The sequence below is a fragment of the Pseudoalteromonas sp. 20-92 genome (assembly GCF_030847595.1).
GTDB classification, from domain to species: domain Bacteria; phylum Pseudomonadota; class Gammaproteobacteria; order Enterobacterales; family Alteromonadaceae; genus Pseudoalteromonas; species Pseudoalteromonas fuliginea.
On record NZ_JANJGQ010000024.1, the window covers coordinates 55,325 to 72,899 of the forward strand.

The 17,575-nt window shown below is 37.8% G+C and carries 20 protein-coding genes; 8 read left to right on the top strand and 12 right to left on the bottom strand.

Annotated features, from left to right (window positions below):
• The first annotated feature begins 47 nt into the window (after positions 1-47).
• Positions 48-563 (top strand): bifunctional 3-hydroxydecanoyl-ACP dehydratase/trans-2-decenoyl-ACP isomerase, encoded by a 516-nt coding sequence (gene fabA / locus NRL14_RS17225; RefSeq protein ID WP_002960896.1) that lies wholly within the window; start codon positions 48-50, stop codon positions 561-563.
• A 65-nt stretch (positions 564-628) separates the two neighbouring features.
• Here fabA and rmf read toward each other — a convergent pair whose 3' ends face one another.
• Positions 629-799 (bottom strand): ribosome modulation factor, encoded by a 171-nt coding sequence (gene rmf, locus NRL14_RS17230; RefSeq protein WP_002960897.1) that lies wholly within the window; start codon positions 797-799, stop codon positions 629-631.
• A 410-nt stretch (positions 800-1,209) separates the two neighbouring features.
• Here rmf and NRL14_RS17235 point away from each other — a divergent pair, with 410 nt between their 5' ends.
• From NRL14_RS17235 to NRL14_RS17245, 3 genes are all read left to right on the top strand, one after another.
• Positions 1,210-1,845, top strand: a complete 636-nt coding sequence (locus NRL14_RS17235) for a TetR/AcrR family transcriptional regulator (RefSeq protein WP_033029609.1) — start codon at positions 1,210-1,212, stop codon at positions 1,843-1,845.
• A gap of 49 nt (positions 1,846-1,894) precedes the next feature.
• On the top strand, positions 1,895-2,887 hold the full coding sequence (locus NRL14_RS17240) for an MDR family oxidoreductase (RefSeq protein ID WP_306725217.1): 993 nt from the start codon (positions 1,895-1,897) through the stop codon (positions 2,885-2,887).
• A 72-nt stretch (positions 2,888-2,959) separates the two neighbouring features.
• On the top strand, positions 2,960-3,376 hold the full coding sequence (locus tag NRL14_RS17245) for a VF530 family DNA-binding protein (protein WP_024595281.1): 417 nt from the start codon (positions 2,960-2,962) through the stop codon (positions 3,374-3,376).
• A 98-nt stretch (positions 3,377-3,474) separates the two neighbouring features.
• Here NRL14_RS17245 and NRL14_RS17250 read toward each other — a convergent pair whose 3' ends face one another.
• Positions 3,475-3,906, bottom strand: coding sequence for a DUF3859 domain-containing protein (locus NRL14_RS17250; protein WP_306725218.1), 432 nt, complete (start codon positions 3,904-3,906; stop codon positions 3,475-3,477).
• A gap of 206 nt (positions 3,907-4,112) precedes the next feature.
• Between NRL14_RS17250 and NRL14_RS17255 the strand changes: the two genes are divergently transcribed.
• Both NRL14_RS17255 and NRL14_RS17260 read left to right on the top strand, forming a co-directional pair.
• A complete protein-coding gene (locus NRL14_RS17255) occupies positions 4,113-5,117 on the top strand; it encodes a YHYH protein (protein WP_306725219.1) in 1,005 nt (334 codons plus the stop codon).
• Between the two features lie 13 nt (positions 5,118-5,130).
• Positions 5,131-5,661 (top strand): hypothetical protein, encoded by a 531-nt coding sequence (locus NRL14_RS17260; RefSeq protein WP_306725220.1) that lies wholly within the window; start codon positions 5,131-5,133, stop codon positions 5,659-5,661.
• Positions 5,662-5,767: 106 nt separating this feature from the next.
• Here NRL14_RS17260 and NRL14_RS17265 read toward each other — a convergent pair whose 3' ends face one another.
• From NRL14_RS17265 to NRL14_RS17290, 6 genes are all read right to left on the bottom strand, one after another.
• Positions 5,768-7,585: a serine/threonine protein kinase gene (locus NRL14_RS17265; protein ID WP_149605259.1), complete on the bottom strand. Its 1,818-nt coding sequence runs from the start codon at positions 7,583-7,585 to the stop codon at positions 5,768-5,770.
• Between the two features lie 464 nt (positions 7,586-8,049).
• Positions 8,050-8,499 (bottom strand): hypothetical protein, encoded by a 450-nt coding sequence (locus NRL14_RS17270; protein WP_306725221.1) that lies wholly within the window; start codon positions 8,497-8,499, stop codon positions 8,050-8,052.
• A 267-nt stretch (positions 8,500-8,766) separates the two neighbouring features.
• Positions 8,767-9,426 carry an NADPH-dependent FMN reductase gene (locus NRL14_RS17275; RefSeq protein ID WP_024593626.1) on the bottom strand — a complete coding sequence of 220 codons (660 nt, stop codon included), beginning with the start codon at positions 9,424-9,426 and terminating at the stop codon, positions 8,767-8,769.
• Positions 9,427-9,589: 163 nt separating this feature from the next.
• Positions 9,590-9,826: a hypothetical protein gene (locus NRL14_RS17280; protein ID WP_008136419.1), complete on the bottom strand. Its 237-nt coding sequence runs from the start codon at positions 9,824-9,826 to the stop codon at positions 9,590-9,592.
• Positions 9,827-9,898: 72 nt separating this feature from the next.
• Positions 9,899-10,912: a DUF5924 family protein gene (locus tag NRL14_RS17285; protein ID WP_306725222.1), complete on the bottom strand. Its 1,014-nt coding sequence runs from the start codon at positions 10,910-10,912 to the stop codon at positions 9,899-9,901.
• Between the two features lie 121 nt (positions 10,913-11,033).
• On the bottom strand, positions 11,034-11,174 hold the full coding sequence (locus tag NRL14_RS17290; protein WP_306725223.1) for a hypothetical protein: 141 nt from the start codon (positions 11,172-11,174) through the stop codon (positions 11,034-11,036).
• Positions 11,175-11,996: 822 nt separating this feature from the next.
• Between NRL14_RS17290 and NRL14_RS17295 the strand changes: the two genes are divergently transcribed.
• Both NRL14_RS17295 and NRL14_RS17300 read left to right on the top strand, forming a co-directional pair.
• Positions 11,997-12,974: a DUF1852 domain-containing protein gene (locus NRL14_RS17295; RefSeq protein WP_039487806.1), complete on the top strand. Its 978-nt coding sequence runs from the start codon at positions 11,997-11,999 to the stop codon at positions 12,972-12,974.
• Between the two features lie 60 nt (positions 12,975-13,034).
• Positions 13,035-14,069 (top strand): methionine synthase, encoded by a 1,035-nt coding sequence (locus NRL14_RS17300; RefSeq protein WP_306725224.1) that lies wholly within the window; start codon positions 13,035-13,037, stop codon positions 14,067-14,069.
• Positions 14,070-14,173: 104 nt separating this feature from the next.
• On the opposite strand, the gene NRL14_RS17305 is transcribed toward NRL14_RS17300, so the two are convergent.
• The 4 genes from NRL14_RS17305 to NRL14_RS17320 form a co-directional block, all read right to left on the bottom strand.
• Positions 14,174-14,608 (bottom strand): retropepsin-like aspartic protease, encoded by a 435-nt coding sequence (locus NRL14_RS17305; RefSeq protein ID WP_306725225.1) that lies wholly within the window; start codon positions 14,606-14,608, stop codon positions 14,174-14,176.
• A gap of 156 nt (positions 14,609-14,764) precedes the next feature.
• Positions 14,765-15,895: a hypothetical protein gene (locus tag NRL14_RS17310; RefSeq protein WP_024592217.1), complete on the bottom strand. Its 1,131-nt coding sequence runs from the start codon at positions 15,893-15,895 to the stop codon at positions 14,765-14,767.
• Positions 15,892-16,404 (bottom strand): DUF4365 domain-containing protein, encoded by a 513-nt coding sequence (locus tag NRL14_RS17315; protein WP_024592218.1) that lies wholly within the window; start codon positions 16,402-16,404, stop codon positions 15,892-15,894. The genes NRL14_RS17310 and NRL14_RS17315 overlap by 4 nt, the downstream gene beginning before the upstream one ends.
• A gap of 498 nt (positions 16,405-16,902) precedes the next feature.
• A partial coding sequence (locus tag NRL14_RS17320; protein WP_306725226.1) for a transposase occupies positions 16,903-17,575 on the bottom strand: 673 nt, incomplete at its 5' end.

Here is a 17,575-nt window from a genome sequence, read left to right on the forward strand (position 1 = left end):
AAGTGTACGCTAAAGTACTTGGCAATTTCTAAGCGAAGATAAGTGTTATGGAACCTAAAAATAGCTATACAAAAGAAGAGTTGATCCTGTGTGGTCAAGGTGAAATGTTTGGTGAAGGTAACTGCCGTTTACCAAGTGACAACATGTTAATGATGGATCGCATTACCTCTATTACTGCTGATGGCGGAATTCATGGTAAAGGCGAAATTGTTGCTGAGCTTGATATTGACCCTAGCCTTTGGTTTTTCGATTGTCATTTTAAAGGCGACCCAGTAATGCCAGGTTGTTTAGGCTTAGATGCTATGTGGCAACTAGTTGGTTTTTACTTAGGTTGGTCTGGTGGCCCTGGTCTTGGCCGTGCGCTAGGTGTGGGTGAAGTTAAATTTACTGGCCAAATTTTACCAACTAATAAAAAAGTAACTTACCGCCTTGTAATGAAACGCGTAATTAAACGTAAATTGTTCATGGGTGTTGCAGATGGCACTGTAGAAGTAGATGGCCGAGTAATTTACGAAGCAAAAGATTTAAAAGTGGGCTTGTTCCAAGACACTAGCGCGTTTTAATTTTTAAATGCGTACAAAAAGGCCTCCAACGTGGAGGCCTTTTTGCTTAAATTCGATTATTGATTTTAGGTTTTGTACATGTTGCGGTTTTCAATCGCTTCACGCCAACCTCCTAACCACTCTGATTTGGGATCTACTTGTTGATAAGGGCATAGCTCTTTTGAGCGACCTGCTAAACCTGCTTTAAAACCTTGAGAATGAGCTCTTTCTAAACGATCTCTTTTCTGTCTCTTCATCGGTAATATCCTCACCTTTTTTATTTATATATTGTGTAGCATTAGTGAAAGCTACATTTAATGAATAGTTAATAAAAATGTAAAATTCAAATCATAAAAGCAATTAAATTGTTTGACTTTAACTAAGCTGCTGATGCAAAAATGAATTAACATTTAAAAAAGTAAGTGGTCATACAACATTTAATTTGACCGGTTTTATGCTAAATAAAATGCGACTCAATAATCGCTAAAAAGCACTTATGTGCTTTAATTGTGACCGACTAATATAGACTAAGTTCCAAACAAAAATGTAATCGTGACACTTTTATTTCATTAATCTTAAATTAGTAGCCCGCCCCTAACTTGAAGTATTTTTAAACAATTTGAATTTATACTTGATTATTTAAAGTCGACCGGTCTAATATGTGTGCATGAACAAAAATACATCAACACCAATACGCCGTGGTCGCCCACCTAAAATAGCCAGAGAGAACGCCGATACCAAAGCGTTACTTATTCGCACGGGCCTAGAAACCTTAACTGAATTTGGCTTTAGCGCCACGGGACTCGATACTATTTTAAAAAAAGCGGCTGTACCTAAAGGCTCTTTTTATCATTACTTTAAAAGTAAAGAAGCCTACGGCATTGCGTTAGTTGATGCATACGACAGTTATTTTATTGCCAAGCTTACCCATTACCTACAGCAAGAAGATGTTCCCCCACTTGAACGAATCGTTAATTTTACCCAAAGCGCAATTAAAGGGATGAAAAAATACGATTATAAACGTGGCTGTTTAGTCGGTAACTTAAATCAAGAACTTAACCATTTAAGTGAAGAGTTTAAAATCAGGTTAATGCAAAGCTACACTGCTTGGCAAAACCAGGTAGAGGTTTGCTTAAACCAAGCTAAGCAACAAGGCACTATTGCAAGCCATGTAAATACAAAATTGATGAGTGAGTACTTTTGGATTGGTTGGGAAGGTGCTGTTATGCGCGCAAAGCTCACAAAATCAAATACTCCACTTACTTTGTATACAGAAATGTTTTTACGCGCATTACTAACCTAATGCGTTTTTATTTACCAATTAAAAGACGATCGGTCTAAAAGGATATCCTATGAGTACCCCAATTAAAGCCATTGTTATTAATAAAGAAGATAATAACTATAGCGCTTCATTATCAACTATCGAAAATAGTGATTTACCAAACGAAAACGTATCTATCGACGTGCTATACAGCACACTTAACTATAAAGATGGTTTAGCAATTACTGGTAAAGGCCCCGTTGTACGCAGTTTTCCTATGGTGCCAGGTATTGATTTAGTGGGTACGGTTACAAATTCCACCAGCGATGAATTTAAAAACGGCGATAACGTAATATTAAATGGCTTTGGTGTAGGTGAAAAACATTGGGGCGGGCTTGCTCAAAAAGCGGCACTTAATAGCGATTGGTTAATCCCCTTGCCTGCAGGTATTTCACCAAAACAAGCAATGCAAATAGGCACTGCGGGTTATACCGCTATGCTAAGTGTTATAGCACTTGAAAAACAAGGTATTACGCCTGAATCTGGCGAAACACTGGTAACTGGTGCCAATGGTGGCGTAGGCAGCTTTGCTATTTATTTATTAAACCAGCTTGGCTATAACGTAACAGCGGCAACGGGTCGATTAGATCAAAGTGAGTATTTAAAAGAGTTAGGCGCTTCACAAATAATTGACCGAAATGAGCTTTCAAACCCGGGTAAGCCTTTGCAAAAAGAGCGATTTGCAGCGGCAATAGATTCGGTAGGTAGCCATACACTTGCTAATATTTGTGCATCATTAAAGTATGGGGGTGTAGTAACCGCCTGCGGACTTGCACAAGGCATGGATTTACCAGCCTCAGTTGCCCCGTTTATATTACGTGGCGTATCTCTTATAGGGATAGATAGCGTAATGCGCCCTAAAGCCGACAGAATTGAAGCGTGGGATCGTTTAGCTAAATTAGTAAGCGCTGATTATTTAGATAAAATTTCGACTGAAATTTCACTAGAACACGCCATTGATAACGCAGAGCTACTTATGCAAGGCAAAATTCGCGGTCGTGTTGTAGTTAATTGTCAAAGTTAAGCTATTTACACTGTTAAAGCCCCGTTATTAAATTTATAATGCAATTTGTATTTTAATAACGAGGCAACACCTATGAGCAACCAAGAACTTTTCAGTAATAATCCACTGCAAGGCGTTAAATTAGAACAAGTGGTTGAAGAGCTGGTTGAACAATACGGGTGGGAGCTCCTACACGCTTATTTACAACTTAACTGCTTTAAAAACAATCCTGATATAAAGTCAGCGGTTAAATTTTTACGTAAAACACAATGGGCACAAGAAAAAGTAGATAACTTTTACCTATACCGCCTTAAAAACTTACCTAAGCCTGATGATGTGCAATACGAATTACCGCCACGCGATCGTGTGATCCCAGCTGATCATAAACCTGGTGAGCCATGTGAATTAAGTTTTAGCGATGCGAAACGCATTATGGAAAAAAAAGCAACAAAGCAACGTGCTCGTGATCGCAAACAACGCTCTAATTCTAGTAACCCTTGGGGTAACTAAACACGCTAATTTAATTTTGTAGAGCTATTTTAAATGGCTCTACAACTCTCTTTTATTAATTTTTATTACATCCCCGCCATATAGCTAACAAATAGAAATCAATACCCTCGGTTTTTCCAAAAATCTGTTTCAGTACGCTCTATCTCTAATGCCACCTTAAAAGTTTTATCAGCAATAATTTTCCCATTTAGCTCAATCGTCATACGCCAATCACCTAATTTATTCTCTATTGGCAACCAAAGCGTGTCGCCTAAATAAAAGTTCCAATCACTGTTTTTAACGTATACATCGCCTTCAAAGGGGTCCATTACATCACCTTTACTGTTTGGTATATCTGGATGGTATATACAATAGTGAAGCTTTTCGCCTTTACCCTTTTTAATATTTACGATTAAGCCAAACTCAACATCTACCTCAGCTATTACATTTGTTGTAAATTGCTCTATTTGTGGCAATGCTTTACTTTCGCTGTCCCACTTAGAGTAAATACCGTGACTTTGTAACGTCACTACAGGTTTTGTTTTAGCCATTAAGGTAACCTTTTATTTTAGCTATTTTTGCATTAGTTTAACTTTTTGAAATTTTAAAATAAAACACAATCCAATAAAGTTAAATCTCAACTTAGCTTTAATACTTCGCCTATTTACATCATTGCTAATTTGTCATCATTGTTTACACACTATTTGCACAATTGCTGATTATTGTTTGAGTAACTTAATTGATCAGGTAAGCAGCAATGAAACTACACGCAGTTAATATTAAAAACTCAAATCGGGTAAATGCTATAAAGCTAAGCACCTTGGCTCTAGTTGTTTCATCGTTAGTTGCTTGTGGAGGTGGAGAAGGCATAGTTGATACCTCAACAACTACAGATTCATCACCAACCACCTCAGATAACGGTACAGGTACGAGTAGCTCAACCCAAGGCGTGCTTTGTGAATATAGCTACAGTGAATATAACGAGTCAGAATCAGTACAAGCCACCAGCGCTGCAGATTGGTCATGCACAGGAACTACACGCGACTTAGTCGCTAATGGCATACCTGATCACGAAGTAGGTACATTCCCTAATGCCAATAACCCAAATACTATTTCTGAACAATCAGTAAATGAAAGCTACACACTTGAGCCTGTAGAAACAACACAAGCAACCATGCTTGGGGGGCCTCGTGGAATGATAGGCGTTGTACTTAACGGCATTAAAATAGACGCCGGCACAGGCGGAAGTTGCGATGATTCAGGCACCGATTGCGATTTAGGTGACAACAGCGGTAATTGGAATATAGAAGCCTTAAGCCAAGACACGTTTAGTTTTGGAACAGACGACAACAATGCACACGTACAACCCGATGGCACATATCACTATCATGGTATGCCTGAAGGCTTTGTAACACTGCGAGGTGGCAATAGCTCCACTATGACTCTAATAGGCTGGGCAGCAGACGGCTTTCCTATTTATGCACGTTACGGCTATGCAGACTCAAATGATGCAACTTCAGCGCTAACCGCAATGACCGGTAGCTACCAACACATAACATCTGTAAGCGCAAACCGCCCTTCTACCGATATATACCCATTAGGTACATTTGCACAAGATTGGGAATACGTAGCAGGCTCTGGTGATTTAGATGAATGTAATGGCCGCGTTGGCGTAACACCTGAGTTTCCTGATGGGATATACCACTACTACGCAACAGACACTTACCCGTTTTTTCAACGCTGCGTTAAAGGCGAAGTTTAATTAGGAGTAAGTTATGCCTTATATGAAAAATTATCTGTTAAGTGTGACCACATTGGGCTTATTGAGCACATCAACATTAGCAAACGCGCATTTAATGGTTGCAGAGCACGGTACGCTGAATTTTGTTGATAATAACGTGTTTATTGTGCTTTCAATCCCTATGTCGGCTTTTAAAGGGGTTGATGAAGATAAGGATGGCAAAGTGTCAATAATTGAGTTTAACGCTCATAAAAAGCTAATAATTAAACGAGTTAAAAAGAACGTTTATTTAGCAGATCATCAGTATAAATTTACTATTGACGGACTTTTGCTAAACCCAGAAGCGTCGCATAAACATAAAAGCGACAATATAGACCAAGTAACCATTACTGGGCGCTACTCTTTGCCTAGTAAACTAACCAAAATTAACTTTAACGTTAAGCTATTTAGTAACAATGAGCACAAGCAGCATTATCAAATAACAGCGACTAATAAAACGCAAAAACTTACTCATCAATTTGAGCTATCACCAATGTCGCCCTTTAGTAAGGTGTTTACTAATTAATGATACTTACGCAAATAATTAAGTAGCAAAGAGTACAAGTTAAACCAATTTGTTCTCTTTTTTATTTTTGTCGTCTTATTTAACACTCTTTAGTGAAGGGTTCTTTCTATAAAGATACAAGCTTGGGATTTTTAGGAAAATAATGCTCTTGTTGCTGCTCACATAAACTAAACTCACGGGTGTTTTTATATGGGAGTTTCATAAAGCCCGCAACACCCACGTCCGTAATATTTACCGCGTATTGCATTAGTTTATTTAGCAAACGTTTAAACTCAACCTCTTTGCTCGAATCGAGTAAGCGGTAGTAATGGTGAATCTTCATTCTGTCGGGCAGTGCTTCAAAAATAATACACCCCGTATGATGAATTTGGTTAAGCTCAAATACGCATTTAATAACTTTTTTAGGTAGCTGTAGTTGCTCATCAGGGTCTTTACCGTCTTCAAAATATGAATGCGGGCGGGTTATGTCGTTGGCTTTCATGCTTACAACTTCGTATTCAAGCTCTGGTAGGCTATCAAACTTAAATGCACCGGTGCCATCTCGCTCTAACTGAATGGTTTTACGGGCGTCAAACAAACAACACTTAAATAACCCTTTTTGATTAATCGCTTGCGCAAGCATTACCGTGTTATTAATCGCATCACTAAACGCATCACCCAATGATTCGTCATGCATAATTAAAGACGATTCAACAAACATTGACTCATCCTTCCAATGAAAACTAAGCCCACCTACTACAGGGTACTTAGCTAATCGGCTTATTGATGCTAAAAATGCTTTTTCGGTATCGCCTGTATCAAACAAAAACTCTTTATAATAACGGTCAAGTTGCGCGTCGTTTATATCTAGTAATTGCTGGTTATGATCGGCCTGGCGTAAAAACTGTTTTCGTGAACTATATACCACCGTGTCGGGCTGCTCGTCGTTGCCATACCAAAAAGGGATATCTGCTTTTTTTTGTTTTTTATCAAGCTCAGGTAAATACATTTTGGCCATAGTTGTAATGTTACGCATAAAGTAATCACCAGCACCATCGCGTATGGCTTTACTTTTAGAGAGCATACCATCAATGACTTTAGCCAGCTCTTTTGGCAGCCCTAAGCTGCTTGCAGGGATGGCTTGCGCACCAAAGCGACACGACTGCGCCGACGCTAGCGCATACAACGTAGCGGCTACACCTTGTTCGTCAAATCGTGGTGATGATTGCTCCCCCGACATTTGCGCTTCACCAATAAAGTAAACATCGCCCATACGGGCATTAGTTGTGCTTAAATCGCCCGACATTAAATCCATAAAGTTACTCGCAACAGGGTTACCATCACTATCGAGCTGTGCATACACAGAGCTGCCCCAATCCACTAACGACAGCGCATCAGTGTTTGCGTCCCATACAAGGTTTGAAGGCTTTATATCGCCATGCACTATAGGTTGTGGGCTAACGCCGTTTTTGTGACTACGTAAATCAATTAATACATTACGTAACCTAACGGCTAATGCCATTATTTGCGCGGCACTAAAGCGCCCTGTTTTAAGCGATACTTTTTCAAGGTCCTCTCCAATGGCGCGAGCCATCATTAAAATCCCTTGTTTTTTAATTCGCTCAAATGCATAAAAGGTAGGCACTAAGGGGTTATTAATTTGCGAAAGCATATACGCTTCGTCTTCTAGGCGGTCACGTACACTTTGGGCAAGTGTAATACGCGAAAACTTAAATACCCAAGGTAAGCCGTTATCGTCATCACCTGCAAACACAAAACCAAAAGCACCCGAGCCAATCATTTCAACGTTTTTGTAGCCCAGCAGTGTTAGCTGCTTAATACAAATATTAAGCCACTGGCGGTGTTTTTTAGCATCGCGGTGCGAAAGCAAATAAACAGATTGCTCTTCGTTGATATAAAAATTGCGGATTTCTTTGGCTTTCAATACAGGTACTCAAATTTATAAAACTAACTAGGGCGTGTTGATCTTTGTGGATTGAAATTTGTTCAATCTAGGGGCGATTAAATCGCGGCGCGAGGTTTGTAACCTAGTGGGCTAAGTAAAAACCGAGCAACAAAGAGTTAATCGTCCCTAGAAAGAACCCAAAGGGCAGCGCATGTTTGGTATTTATGCGGCGTTATCGCCTATTCATGGGGAATAACCACACTACATAGGCTCCGCCTTGCCTAAAAACCAAACATACTGCTGCAAATTCACCCACCAAAGATCAACACGCCCTAATTATTAGTTTTATGTAATGAGATTACAATAGGTTAAATAAGAGTTTTGAAATCGTGAAATAAAACAGCACTAAAGTAGCGCCATAGCAGTAAATTTAAGTGTAAATGTTAAAGCTCAAAGTAAGCTTTTACAATATACTGTATATAAACACAGTACATTGCTTTTTGCTAACTTTCTATAACACGAAGCTGCTTAATTGATGACACAGCTATGTGCGTTTGATAATAATATTTATTAGTGACTCTTCCACGGCTCATAAAATCGATAGTTACTCGTTTAGCTTCACCTGTTACTTCTATTGTTTTATCAATAAAAAAGGTGTCTGCTGGTTGCCCGTATTTACTTTGAAGCTCTGCTACCACATTGGGCTGTATTGATACCGTAATAGAACGCCTGTCGCGATAATCAGTTTCGGTATTTAAATACAACCAACTACCCTGAGCTCCCGCCGCTTTAATTTGAAACTGGTAAGTGCCAGCAACACCCTTAGGTGCAGTTTGCTCAGTTAAAGCGATAAGGTTCATATTTGCAGCTGTACTTTGGCTCATTTCAACTTTATGGGGAACAGAACTACATGCACTAAGCGTTAGCACACTTAGTAAGGCTAGGTATTTCAAGACACAATTTCCTTGTTTCTTACATCAATTCGAATAATTCAGTGATCTATTTTGAGACAAGAAAACCGTGTTGAGAACACACCAAAAATTTCGTTATTGGGTTGTTCTATATCAAAAACTTTTAATGCAGTTAGCGATTTAATCTCTTAAATTGATTAACTATTATTGCGAATTGGTATTATGCATTATTAAAAATATGTAGCGTTAATGATACCACTATATGCAGCTGTGTTTCTATAATCAATCCAAACAATTAGTTAGCGGATATTAAGGCGCATTGCGCTGAGAAGGATCTGTTTTAAAGCTTTTTAGCAAACTTTGTGGGTCAACCACCTCGGTATGCTCTTTAGCAGCCTGCGCCCACCATATTAGTTGGCCAAACGTGCGTGAGAAATAATTAAACCACGATGATTGACTCTCTCCTGCAACAGGTTTGCCATCCTCACTAAACACATCTTGCGCTTTTGGTACGTGGATCATAGCCGATACTGGCAAACAGCCAAGTTCAGATAAAAACGTGCGCATACTAATAGCCGCTCTTACACCACCCCACTGTCCTGCTGAGTAAGTAACTATTGCACTTGGTTTATACGAGAACAGTGAGCTACCAAAATGATTAAGTAAGTCAGCGAGGGCTGGACTCATGCTGTGATTGTACTCAGGGCTAATCATTATATATCCATCTGCGGCTTTAATTTTATCAGCTAATAGAGTGAGCTCTGTAGGTGCATTACTTTTAGCGTATGCAAAGTGCGGTTTAAATACGTTTTCGCTAGGAAAGTCCAACGCATCAATTAGCTCAAACTCATGACTGCCAAAATGCTCTGTTAAGCATTCTATACAAGCCCTAGAAACCCTTAAGCCTAAGCGAGCTGGTTTTGGTGGAGTGCTATCGCGTACTGTGCCTAAAAATACTAAAAACTTCATATGTAATTCTCAACTTTTTTAAACGATAGCTAAACACTAACATTTTTTAGTTATTGTGTATTACACATACGCATTGTTTATTGATTCAAAGCATAATAATAATTAAATTTAAAACTGAGCTTTAGTAACCATTGGTCTGTTGATCTTTGTGGATTAAAACTAGCTAGTGAGTCAAGTAAGCCATAAGGGTAATCAGTGCAACATAAAAACCAAAACCGAGTAGGAAGGTTAAGTCGACTCTTCTAGCTTTACTCGCTTTATAAGATGCAAAATCTTTAAACTCGCTTTTATACAGCCCAAACGTAACCACTTTTAATAACAGCCAACCGGTCGAGTAAAATAAAAAGCTCAAGCCAGTATCAACTATTAGCCAAATAAAAATCTCAAATGCAATACTCATTAACTATGTCCATTAGTTTGTAATAGAAAAACTATATCAGCTATGTGTTTAAAATACAGCCGGCTTAGTTAATTAAGGTGTAACAGTAAATTTCGTTAAACCTATTAACTGACCTGATTCGGTGACTACTTTTACCTGCCACTTACCAACAGAGTCGCTAGGAAAATTTACCTTGTGGGTCCATGCTCTGTAACCTAGCTCTCTCCCGCCGTTTATATTTAACGTGATCCGATCAACTTCCTTTTTATTATGAAGCCACACATGAAATATTTTTTCATTTAAGCCTCTTGGTGCTTTAACAGCGGTCCAACTATATAAACCTTGATGATGCAGTGTATAAGAGTCTAACTGTTTAATACTCCCAACTGGCTTTTTATGCTGTAAATCAACTTCATGAGCTAACGTAATATCGGTTAATCGCAGCGCAGCAGGAGGCACATAACTTCTTAATTGCCACACCGCAGTGCTCAAAGCACATAAAATCAATACAAGAATAGGGAAACGCCACCAGCGCGCATTAGGCATTAAATTGTTTAAACTCGGAAGAGTAACCACTACAGCCGTTACAAGGGCTGCAGCTAAACTTTGGCTCGTGGTAAGGTTTAACAAAATAGGTAAGGTAACAAGTAAAACAACGAATAAAGCAAAGTTATGAAACACACTAAATAGCGTACGGTTTTTAGCAAGCTTCTTATAATAAAAGGGGTCGATTACCGATATAACCGCACATACCACAATGAGGGAGGTAAAAAATGCTTGAGGATGGTCCCACTGCGTAACCGCTAAAAAAAATGGCAAAGCAAAAAATAGACTTTCTTGTTGCACCATTTGTAGAGCAAAACGCATTACATTAGGAGATACAGCCACACCAAACTTTTCTTCTACTTTGTCACGCAGCCAATTATCAATAATTAGCCACAACCAACTAATAAGTAAAAATATCGCAATAACTTGCGAAAAAGACTCTTTTCTATCTACAAGTGCATAGCTGGCAACACCCGACAAAAAAGCAAGCACAGCCAATAATCCAGGTCGTTTTTGCATCGCGCTTATAAATTTAGCGATTATATTTTTACAGTAATCCATGTATAAGTGTTTCCGTACGGGTACGTACTTTATTATTTTTATTCAGAGTATGATTAGTTTAACCACGTTTAAATGAACAACAGATAGACGGATGGATTTAAACGCGCCATTTAACAGTACATCAAACTAACCATTTTTGATTAAATAAAAGCTCGGCATAGCGCGTCATTGGTACGTTTATTAATTTTTGTAACACATGCGCTTTAGCAAGTAATTCATCCTCACTAACTGCAGGCATTTTATTGTTAATAAGCGAACGCAATTTTATTACTACCTTCAATAGTAAAACTAAAAATATTTCCTGCAAATTCCTTCCCAAGTAATTGATCAAACGCTTCTCTTTTCTCAACTTTGGTATGGCAAATATTAAGTACTAAAACACCATCAAAAGTGAGTGCATTTTTACAATCACGTAAATAGGATGCTTGGACTTGATCTGGCCTATCCCACCTGAACTGTATAGGAGAGGTGATGAAAAAACGAGTATAACTTAGTTAACGTACTACCATTGCTACTAATATGGCTAATAACGCTTTTATTAATTTACAAGCATTTATATACGTACTCAAAAAAGTCGGTTTATCATTTAGGTTAAATGAGCTGAAGTATCTGCCTTTATAGCTAATTAAAACGTTTCCAGTGATGACTTTTAGTATAAACAACGGCGCAACATACTAAAAATTTGGCTAATGTACTGTTATAGCTATACAAAACTCCTTTGAATATTCCTCATGTTCAACATGAATAAAGTGCACACCAAAACAAAAAGAAGTCTAAACGGCTAAACATCCATCCTTTGTTTTTATCGATTTATGCCTTTTTCTCGTCAATTGCTACGTAATCGAATCTAACAATGATGATTAATGAATATGACTCATGTTTTATGTGAAATTAAACCGTTTTTCTTCATATACCAATCAACGTATAAATTACTCATCCCTTAGCGCTAAACACTATTACTAACAACTTAAAGCCGCTGAATACCTAAACCAGCTAAGCCAGCTAAGCCAGCTAAGTAAGTTGCAAGGCTAATAAAGCGCAGAGCATCAATCAGGTTTAAATTATAAAATTGGATATAAATACGATGAAAAAAGATTTTACATTTAATATTAAGAGCGTTTCACTCGACGAAAATTATCATCCATCAACTAATACGCGTATCACAACCAACTTTGCTAATTTAGCCAGAGGTGAATACCGCAAAGCAAACTTGCGTAACGCCTTAAACATGATTAACAACCGTTTTAATGCCCTAGCCCATTGGGATAACACCAAAGGTGAGCGTTATGCTGTTGAGCTTGAAATTGTCTCTGTTGAGATAGGTATTGAAGATGGCGGCGAAAGCTTCCCATCAATCGAAATATTAAAAACAAATATTGTTGACCATAAAACGAATAAGCGCATTGAAGGCATTGTAGGAAACAACTTTTCATCGTATGTGCGCGACTACGACTTTAGCGTACTCCTACAAGAGCACAATAAAGGCAAGCCTCAATTTAGCATTCCAGATGACTTTGGGGTTTTACATGGCAAACTATTTCAGTCATTCGTAAATTCGGATACATACAAACAAAACTTTAAAAAACCACCGGTTATATGCCTAAGTGTGTCAGATAACAAAACCTACAATCGCACCGAAAACCAACATCCGGTACTAGGCGTTGAATACGAGCCAAATGAATCGTCTTTAACTGAGCAATACTTCAAAAAAATGGGCTTGCAGGTACGTTACTTTATGCCGCCAAATAGTGCCGCGCCTTTAGCATTGTTTTTCTTTGGTGATTTACTTAATGATTACAGCAATCTTGAGCTTATAAGCACTATTAGTACGATGGAAACGTTTCAAAAAATCTACAGACCAGAGATTTATAATGCCAACGCAACAGCGGGTAAATCATATAAACCAAACTTAAAAAACTTGGATCACTCACTAACGCAAATTGTGTATGACCGAGAAGAGCGCGGCAAGTTAGCAAACGAGCAAGGCAAGTTTGCGCAAGAGCATTTTATCAAGCCGTACCAAAGAGTTCTTGAGCAATTCTCTACTAGCTATCTGTCATAACAACTAATAGCGCTTAACGATACGTTTAATAATTAACTAAAATATACGGCATTATTTATTATGAAAAAATTACTACCTACTTCTACCGCTGGCAGTTTACCTAAGCCGTTATGGCTTGCAGAGCCAGAAACACTTTGGTCACCTTGGAAATTACAAGGTGATGAATTAACCCAAGGAAAACACGACGCCCTACGCTTGTCATTATTCGACCAACAACAAGCAGGCATTGATATTGTTAGCGATGGTGAGCAAACAAGGCAGCATTTTGTAACTACATTTATAGAGCACCTAAACGGTGTTGACTTTAAAAAACGTAAAACAGTAAAAATTCGTGACCGATACGACGCAAGTGTACCTACAGTTGTTGGCCCTGTTAGCCGTCAAAAGCCTGTGTTTGTTGAAGACGCTAAATTTTTACGCAAGCAAACCAAACAACCGATTAAATGGGCATTACCAGGCCCAATGACAATGATTGACACGCTTTACGACGATCATTATAAAAGCCGCGAAAAACTAGCGTGGGAATTTGCCATCATTCTTAATCAAGAAGCAAAAGAATTAGAAGCCGCCGGCGTTGATATCATCCAATTTGATGAGCCCGCGTTTAACGTATTTTTTGATGAAGTAAACGACTGGGGAATTGCCTGTTTAGAGCGCGCAATTGAAGGTCTTAAATGCGAAACCGCCGTGCATATTTGCTATGGCTACGGCATTAAAGCAAATACAGATTGGAAAAAAACACTAGGATCTGAATGGCGACAGTACGAAGAAGCATTCCCTAAGCTTCAGCAATCTAATATCGATATTATCTCACTAGAGTGCCATAACTCCCATGTACCAATGGGTTTACTAGAACTCATTCGCGGTAAAAAAGTAATGGTAGGCGCAATTGATGTAGCAAATCACACTATCGAAACGCCAGAGGAAGTGGCTAATACGCTGCGTAAAGCACTGCAATTTGTAGATGCCGACAAGCTCTACCCGTGTACAAACTGCGGCATGGCTCCACTACCTCACCATATAGCCAGAGGTAAACTAAATGCCTTGAGCGCTGGGGCTGAAATTATAAGAAAAGAGTTATTAAAAAAGAACTAGGAAAGTAGCTTTGAAATACAAATTGTAAATAATAACAGCTGTCGCACTATGCCATAATTAAGCCCATAAATATGGTGCGTTAGTTAAAATTTAAAGCACAAAGTTTAGGTTAGATATTTAATTTTTTTATTAAAAAGCGCTAACCTATTTTTTGAAAAATCGATAACTGCTTGGTATTGAGTAAAAAAGGGAGAGCCTAACAAGCCATGTACTCCCTTTTCACCACCCGCTACCTGAACATGGTCAAGATTAAGTGACACAAAGTCTGGACTTTCAAACAGGGCATTTCCAAACTCAATTGAATGAACTTCTATATCCCCCATAGCGTGATCCGAAGTGCCCAAGCCTGCTGCATTCTCAACATTGAGTTTTTCTTCAATGCCTAACTCACTTAGGCATCCTCTGTCTAAAACAGATGTCCCAGCGCCAGTATCTAAAATAAAACGTAACAATTTACCGTTAATTTTAGCTTCAACAATTTGGTGGCCTGTTTCTGATATTTCAAACTTAATTACAGTTTTGCCTTCAGATAAATTCATATACGTTCCTTGTTAGATTTTATTTAGCTGTTGGAAAACGAATACACCCTACGATGAATCGACTTATTTAGCGGCCTTAAAACGCAGAGTCTCACCACTTTTAAAATTTGCAATTAATAGCTAAATTTTACTAGTCGTCCACCTCAGGGCGTGTTGTTAGCTTTTGACTTTTACTGACTTAATATCAGTTAAAGTCCATTGTCCACCTGTTCTTTCAAGCTTACCGTTTATAGTTATATCTACGCCCTCAATATGAGCTTTACAAGCAAGTTTGTAGTCATGTGAGTTTAAAGTAGCCTTAACATCGAGCTTTGAACTATTATCATCAATATATTTGATGATAATGCTTTTTGTAATAGATTCATCCACTGGATTGTTATTACAGTGTAAATTTATTATTTTCCCCATTACAAGCTTATCTTCAGGAGGAACTTCTTTCAATTTACTCGAGGCATACGAAATAACATCATAGTGAGCTTCAGTTAAAATGATACTTTTGAAGTTACGAATATCTTCAGATAAATCTACTTCCTTTGCCCAATTAAATGATAACTCAACAGATTTAGAAGCTTGATTTGATATATTTAAAAGTGCATCACACATTTTAGAATTAAAAGCTGTGTTGTAAGCATCAACTAAAATATCTGCATTATCAGATTTTACAGCTTGAGATATAAGGTTTAGCCCTCTAGCTATTCTTTCGTTTACCTTTCGTTCAAAAGGTATTTCAAATAGATCTCGTTCTTCACGAGCTTTTATGATTGGAAGTTCCACCGTAAAACCAAAACTACCTTTAAAAGTATGCCCAAAACGACAGTTTTCAATAAACTTTTGACTTCTAGATAATGGATTATCAAAATGCCTTGAAGGAGTAACTTCTGATGATGCCCCATATAAAAATAATGATCTAATCCCACCAATTTCACGATAAACTTCATCGATTGGTAGGCTATTTTCAAATAGTCCTGTATCTATTATTCGAGTCTGGAATATATCAGTAAAACATGAAGATATACTTCTAATCACATCACTTGTATCTTGATCATAATAGAAGGAAAGAGTGTTAATTACATCAGCTAAACGATTGTAATAATCAATAAAGGTTGAAGAGTTGGGCACTAAAATTTCAATACTTTCGCCTAAAGGATTTTTAGGGCTACTGTAAATAGTATTTTTATCTAAATAAACATCAGAGCTTCTTGTCCAGCCCTTCAAAGATAAAAAAGAATTAAGGCTTTCAAGGTTGATAGTTTTCAATATTGGAGAGTTAATATTAATTAAATTCACTGTAACTCTCCTAATTTAACTTTAACGATAAGTTGTTGAACAGCTTCAGGGGTTAAAAGGTTCTCTACAGGTATCTTAATTCTAGCTTGCTTTTTGTTTTTATTAAGATCGCCTTTTAAATGATAAAAATAACAACTTTTTTGTAATAGTAGCCCTTTATCTGTAAAGGTTAACCATTGGGATTCATCTCTAGGCAAACATAAAACAACTAATAAACAAGGTATGGAAGAATTATTTTCTCTAAATATTAATTTGTTATATGTATCAATTTCTACATCATAAACAATATGGCCGTCTTTTTCAGACCAATTGATTGTTGATTTTAACTGGCAATCAAATGAAGTCCCAAGATCCATTAATTTACCATTAAAAGGCTGGATATTTCTTATTGATACATCAACCCCATAATCATGAGGCACTAAATTAAATGTCGCACCTGCTTTTGAAACAATAGCACCTACATGAGCAACACTTAATGATTCTTCAATTGATTGTATTGGTACAGCCATACATATCCTTTGTATATTGAAATAACAATATTGCTAGAGCATCCTGAAAAAGCTAACAATTTTGTCTACGACATTTGTCGTTTTATAAACCGATAAATGTCTATATATTACAATGCATTTATCTTAACCATCAAATAAACACCTGTAAACAATTAGTTAACTGAAAATTATTTTTATTCAGTGCGCAAATACACAGAAATGGTGGAGGGTTGCGGCTGGTTGAGTAGCTTTAATTTACGGTAAAAGGGCCTCCCTTTCTTAATGCATCGTGTTTTGCAACTTTTCTGTTTTATGAACAACGACCAAACCAGACAGCCACTTTAATTGAACAAACAAAACTGTGCCACAAAATTAGCTCTTCAGGTTCATAATCAACCTTTTATTACTGGGTCGCTTTCATTTCATCTATTAAATAAGTCATTACATTTTTAAACCCAAATTACACGCATGAAAATAACTCCGTAATGGCACTTTTAACTTTTACTGAACTGTTTTAATTTATGCGAGTAGCTTTTCGCAATTGCTAATATTTGATAGCCGTTTACGCTTTAAATTTTCACAGTAACTTGCTTGTGAAGTGGGTCTGCCTACTGCACCATGAAATACGCGCGTAAATTGCGTAGTGAGTTTTAGCCAGTTATCTGGGGATATATTAAGCCTTTCTAGCAAAGGAAGGTTCATGTTATCAATATACCCGCGTTTATCCTCTCGTATTATTCGCCCTGTTAGCTCAACAAGTTCAAGGTACGATTTAAGCTCAAACGGCAGCCCTTTGGGCATAATCTGACGAGACATACCTGCAAAACGAAGTAACTGTTTAGGCTGTTTACCCTCTGTCGCGCATGTTAAGCGCTTTTGTACACTGGTATGATCTGACTCTTCTGGTGTGTTAGCCATTTTAGCTCTAATGGGATTTAAATCGACATAGGCCATACAGGCTGCAAGTGCTGCATCATCTAGTAATGCTTGAGATTTAAATCTACCCTCCCAGAATCTACCTGTGCAGCTATCTTCTTTATTTGCTCTGCGCGCAATGTCTTCATTTAATAGCCGCATAAACCAGCTGATACTCGCTAGGCGTTCGCGGTATTGTATAACCGTTTGATTGAAAAAGATGAGTTCAACTTTACTTAGCTTTTCACCTTGTGCATATTTTTGCGTAAGTACGGTG

What these genes read in the sequence shown, in the direction of transcription:
- fabA (WP_002960896.1), top strand. Translation starts at nt 48, where the DNA reads ATGGAACCTAAAAATAGCTATACAAAAGAAGAGTTGATCCTGTGTGGT.
- rmf (WP_002960897.1), bottom strand. Translation starts at nt 799, where the DNA reads ATGAAGAGACAGAAAAGAGATCGTTTAGAAAGAGCTCATTCTCAAGGT.
- NRL14_RS17235 (WP_033029609.1), top strand. Translation starts at nt 1,210, where the DNA reads ATGAACAAAAATACATCAACACCAATACGCCGTGGTCGCCCACCTAAA.
- NRL14_RS17240 (WP_306725217.1), top strand. Translation starts at nt 1,895, where the DNA reads ATGAGTACCCCAATTAAAGCCATTGTTATTAATAAAGAAGATAATAAC.
- NRL14_RS17245 (WP_024595281.1), top strand. Translation starts at nt 2,960, where the DNA reads ATGAGCAACCAAGAACTTTTCAGTAATAATCCACTGCAAGGCGTTAAA.
- NRL14_RS17250 (WP_306725218.1), bottom strand. Translation starts at nt 3,906, where the DNA reads ATGGCTAAAACAAAACCTGTAGTGACGTTACAAAGTCACGGTATTTAC.
- NRL14_RS17255 (WP_306725219.1), top strand. Translation starts at nt 4,113, where the DNA reads ATGAAACTACACGCAGTTAATATTAAAAACTCAAATCGGGTAAATGCT.
- NRL14_RS17260 (WP_306725220.1), top strand. Translation starts at nt 5,131, where the DNA reads ATGCCTTATATGAAAAATTATCTGTTAAGTGTGACCACATTGGGCTTA.
- NRL14_RS17275 (WP_024593626.1), bottom strand. Translation starts at nt 9,426, where the DNA reads ATGAAGTTTTTAGTATTTTTAGGCACAGTACGCGATAGCACTCCACCA.
- NRL14_RS17280 (WP_008136419.1), bottom strand. Translation starts at nt 9,826, where the DNA reads ATGAGTATTGCATTTGAGATTTTTATTTGGCTAATAGTTGATACTGGC.
- NRL14_RS17285 (WP_306725222.1), bottom strand. Translation starts at nt 10,912, where the DNA reads ATGGATTACTGTAAAAATATAATCGCTAAATTTATAAGCGCGATGCAA.
- NRL14_RS17295 (WP_039487806.1), top strand. Translation starts at nt 11,997, where the DNA reads ATGAAAAAAGATTTTACATTTAATATTAAGAGCGTTTCACTCGACGAA.
- NRL14_RS17300 (WP_306725224.1), top strand. Translation starts at nt 13,035, where the DNA reads ATGAAAAAATTACTACCTACTTCTACCGCTGGCAGTTTACCTAAGCCG.
- NRL14_RS17305 (WP_306725225.1), bottom strand. Translation starts at nt 14,608, where the DNA reads ATGAATTTATCTGAAGGCAAAACTGTAATTAAGTTTGAAATATCAGAA.
- NRL14_RS17315 (WP_024592218.1), bottom strand. Translation starts at nt 16,404, where the DNA reads ATGGCTGTACCAATACAATCAATTGAAGAATCATTAAGTGTTGCTCAT.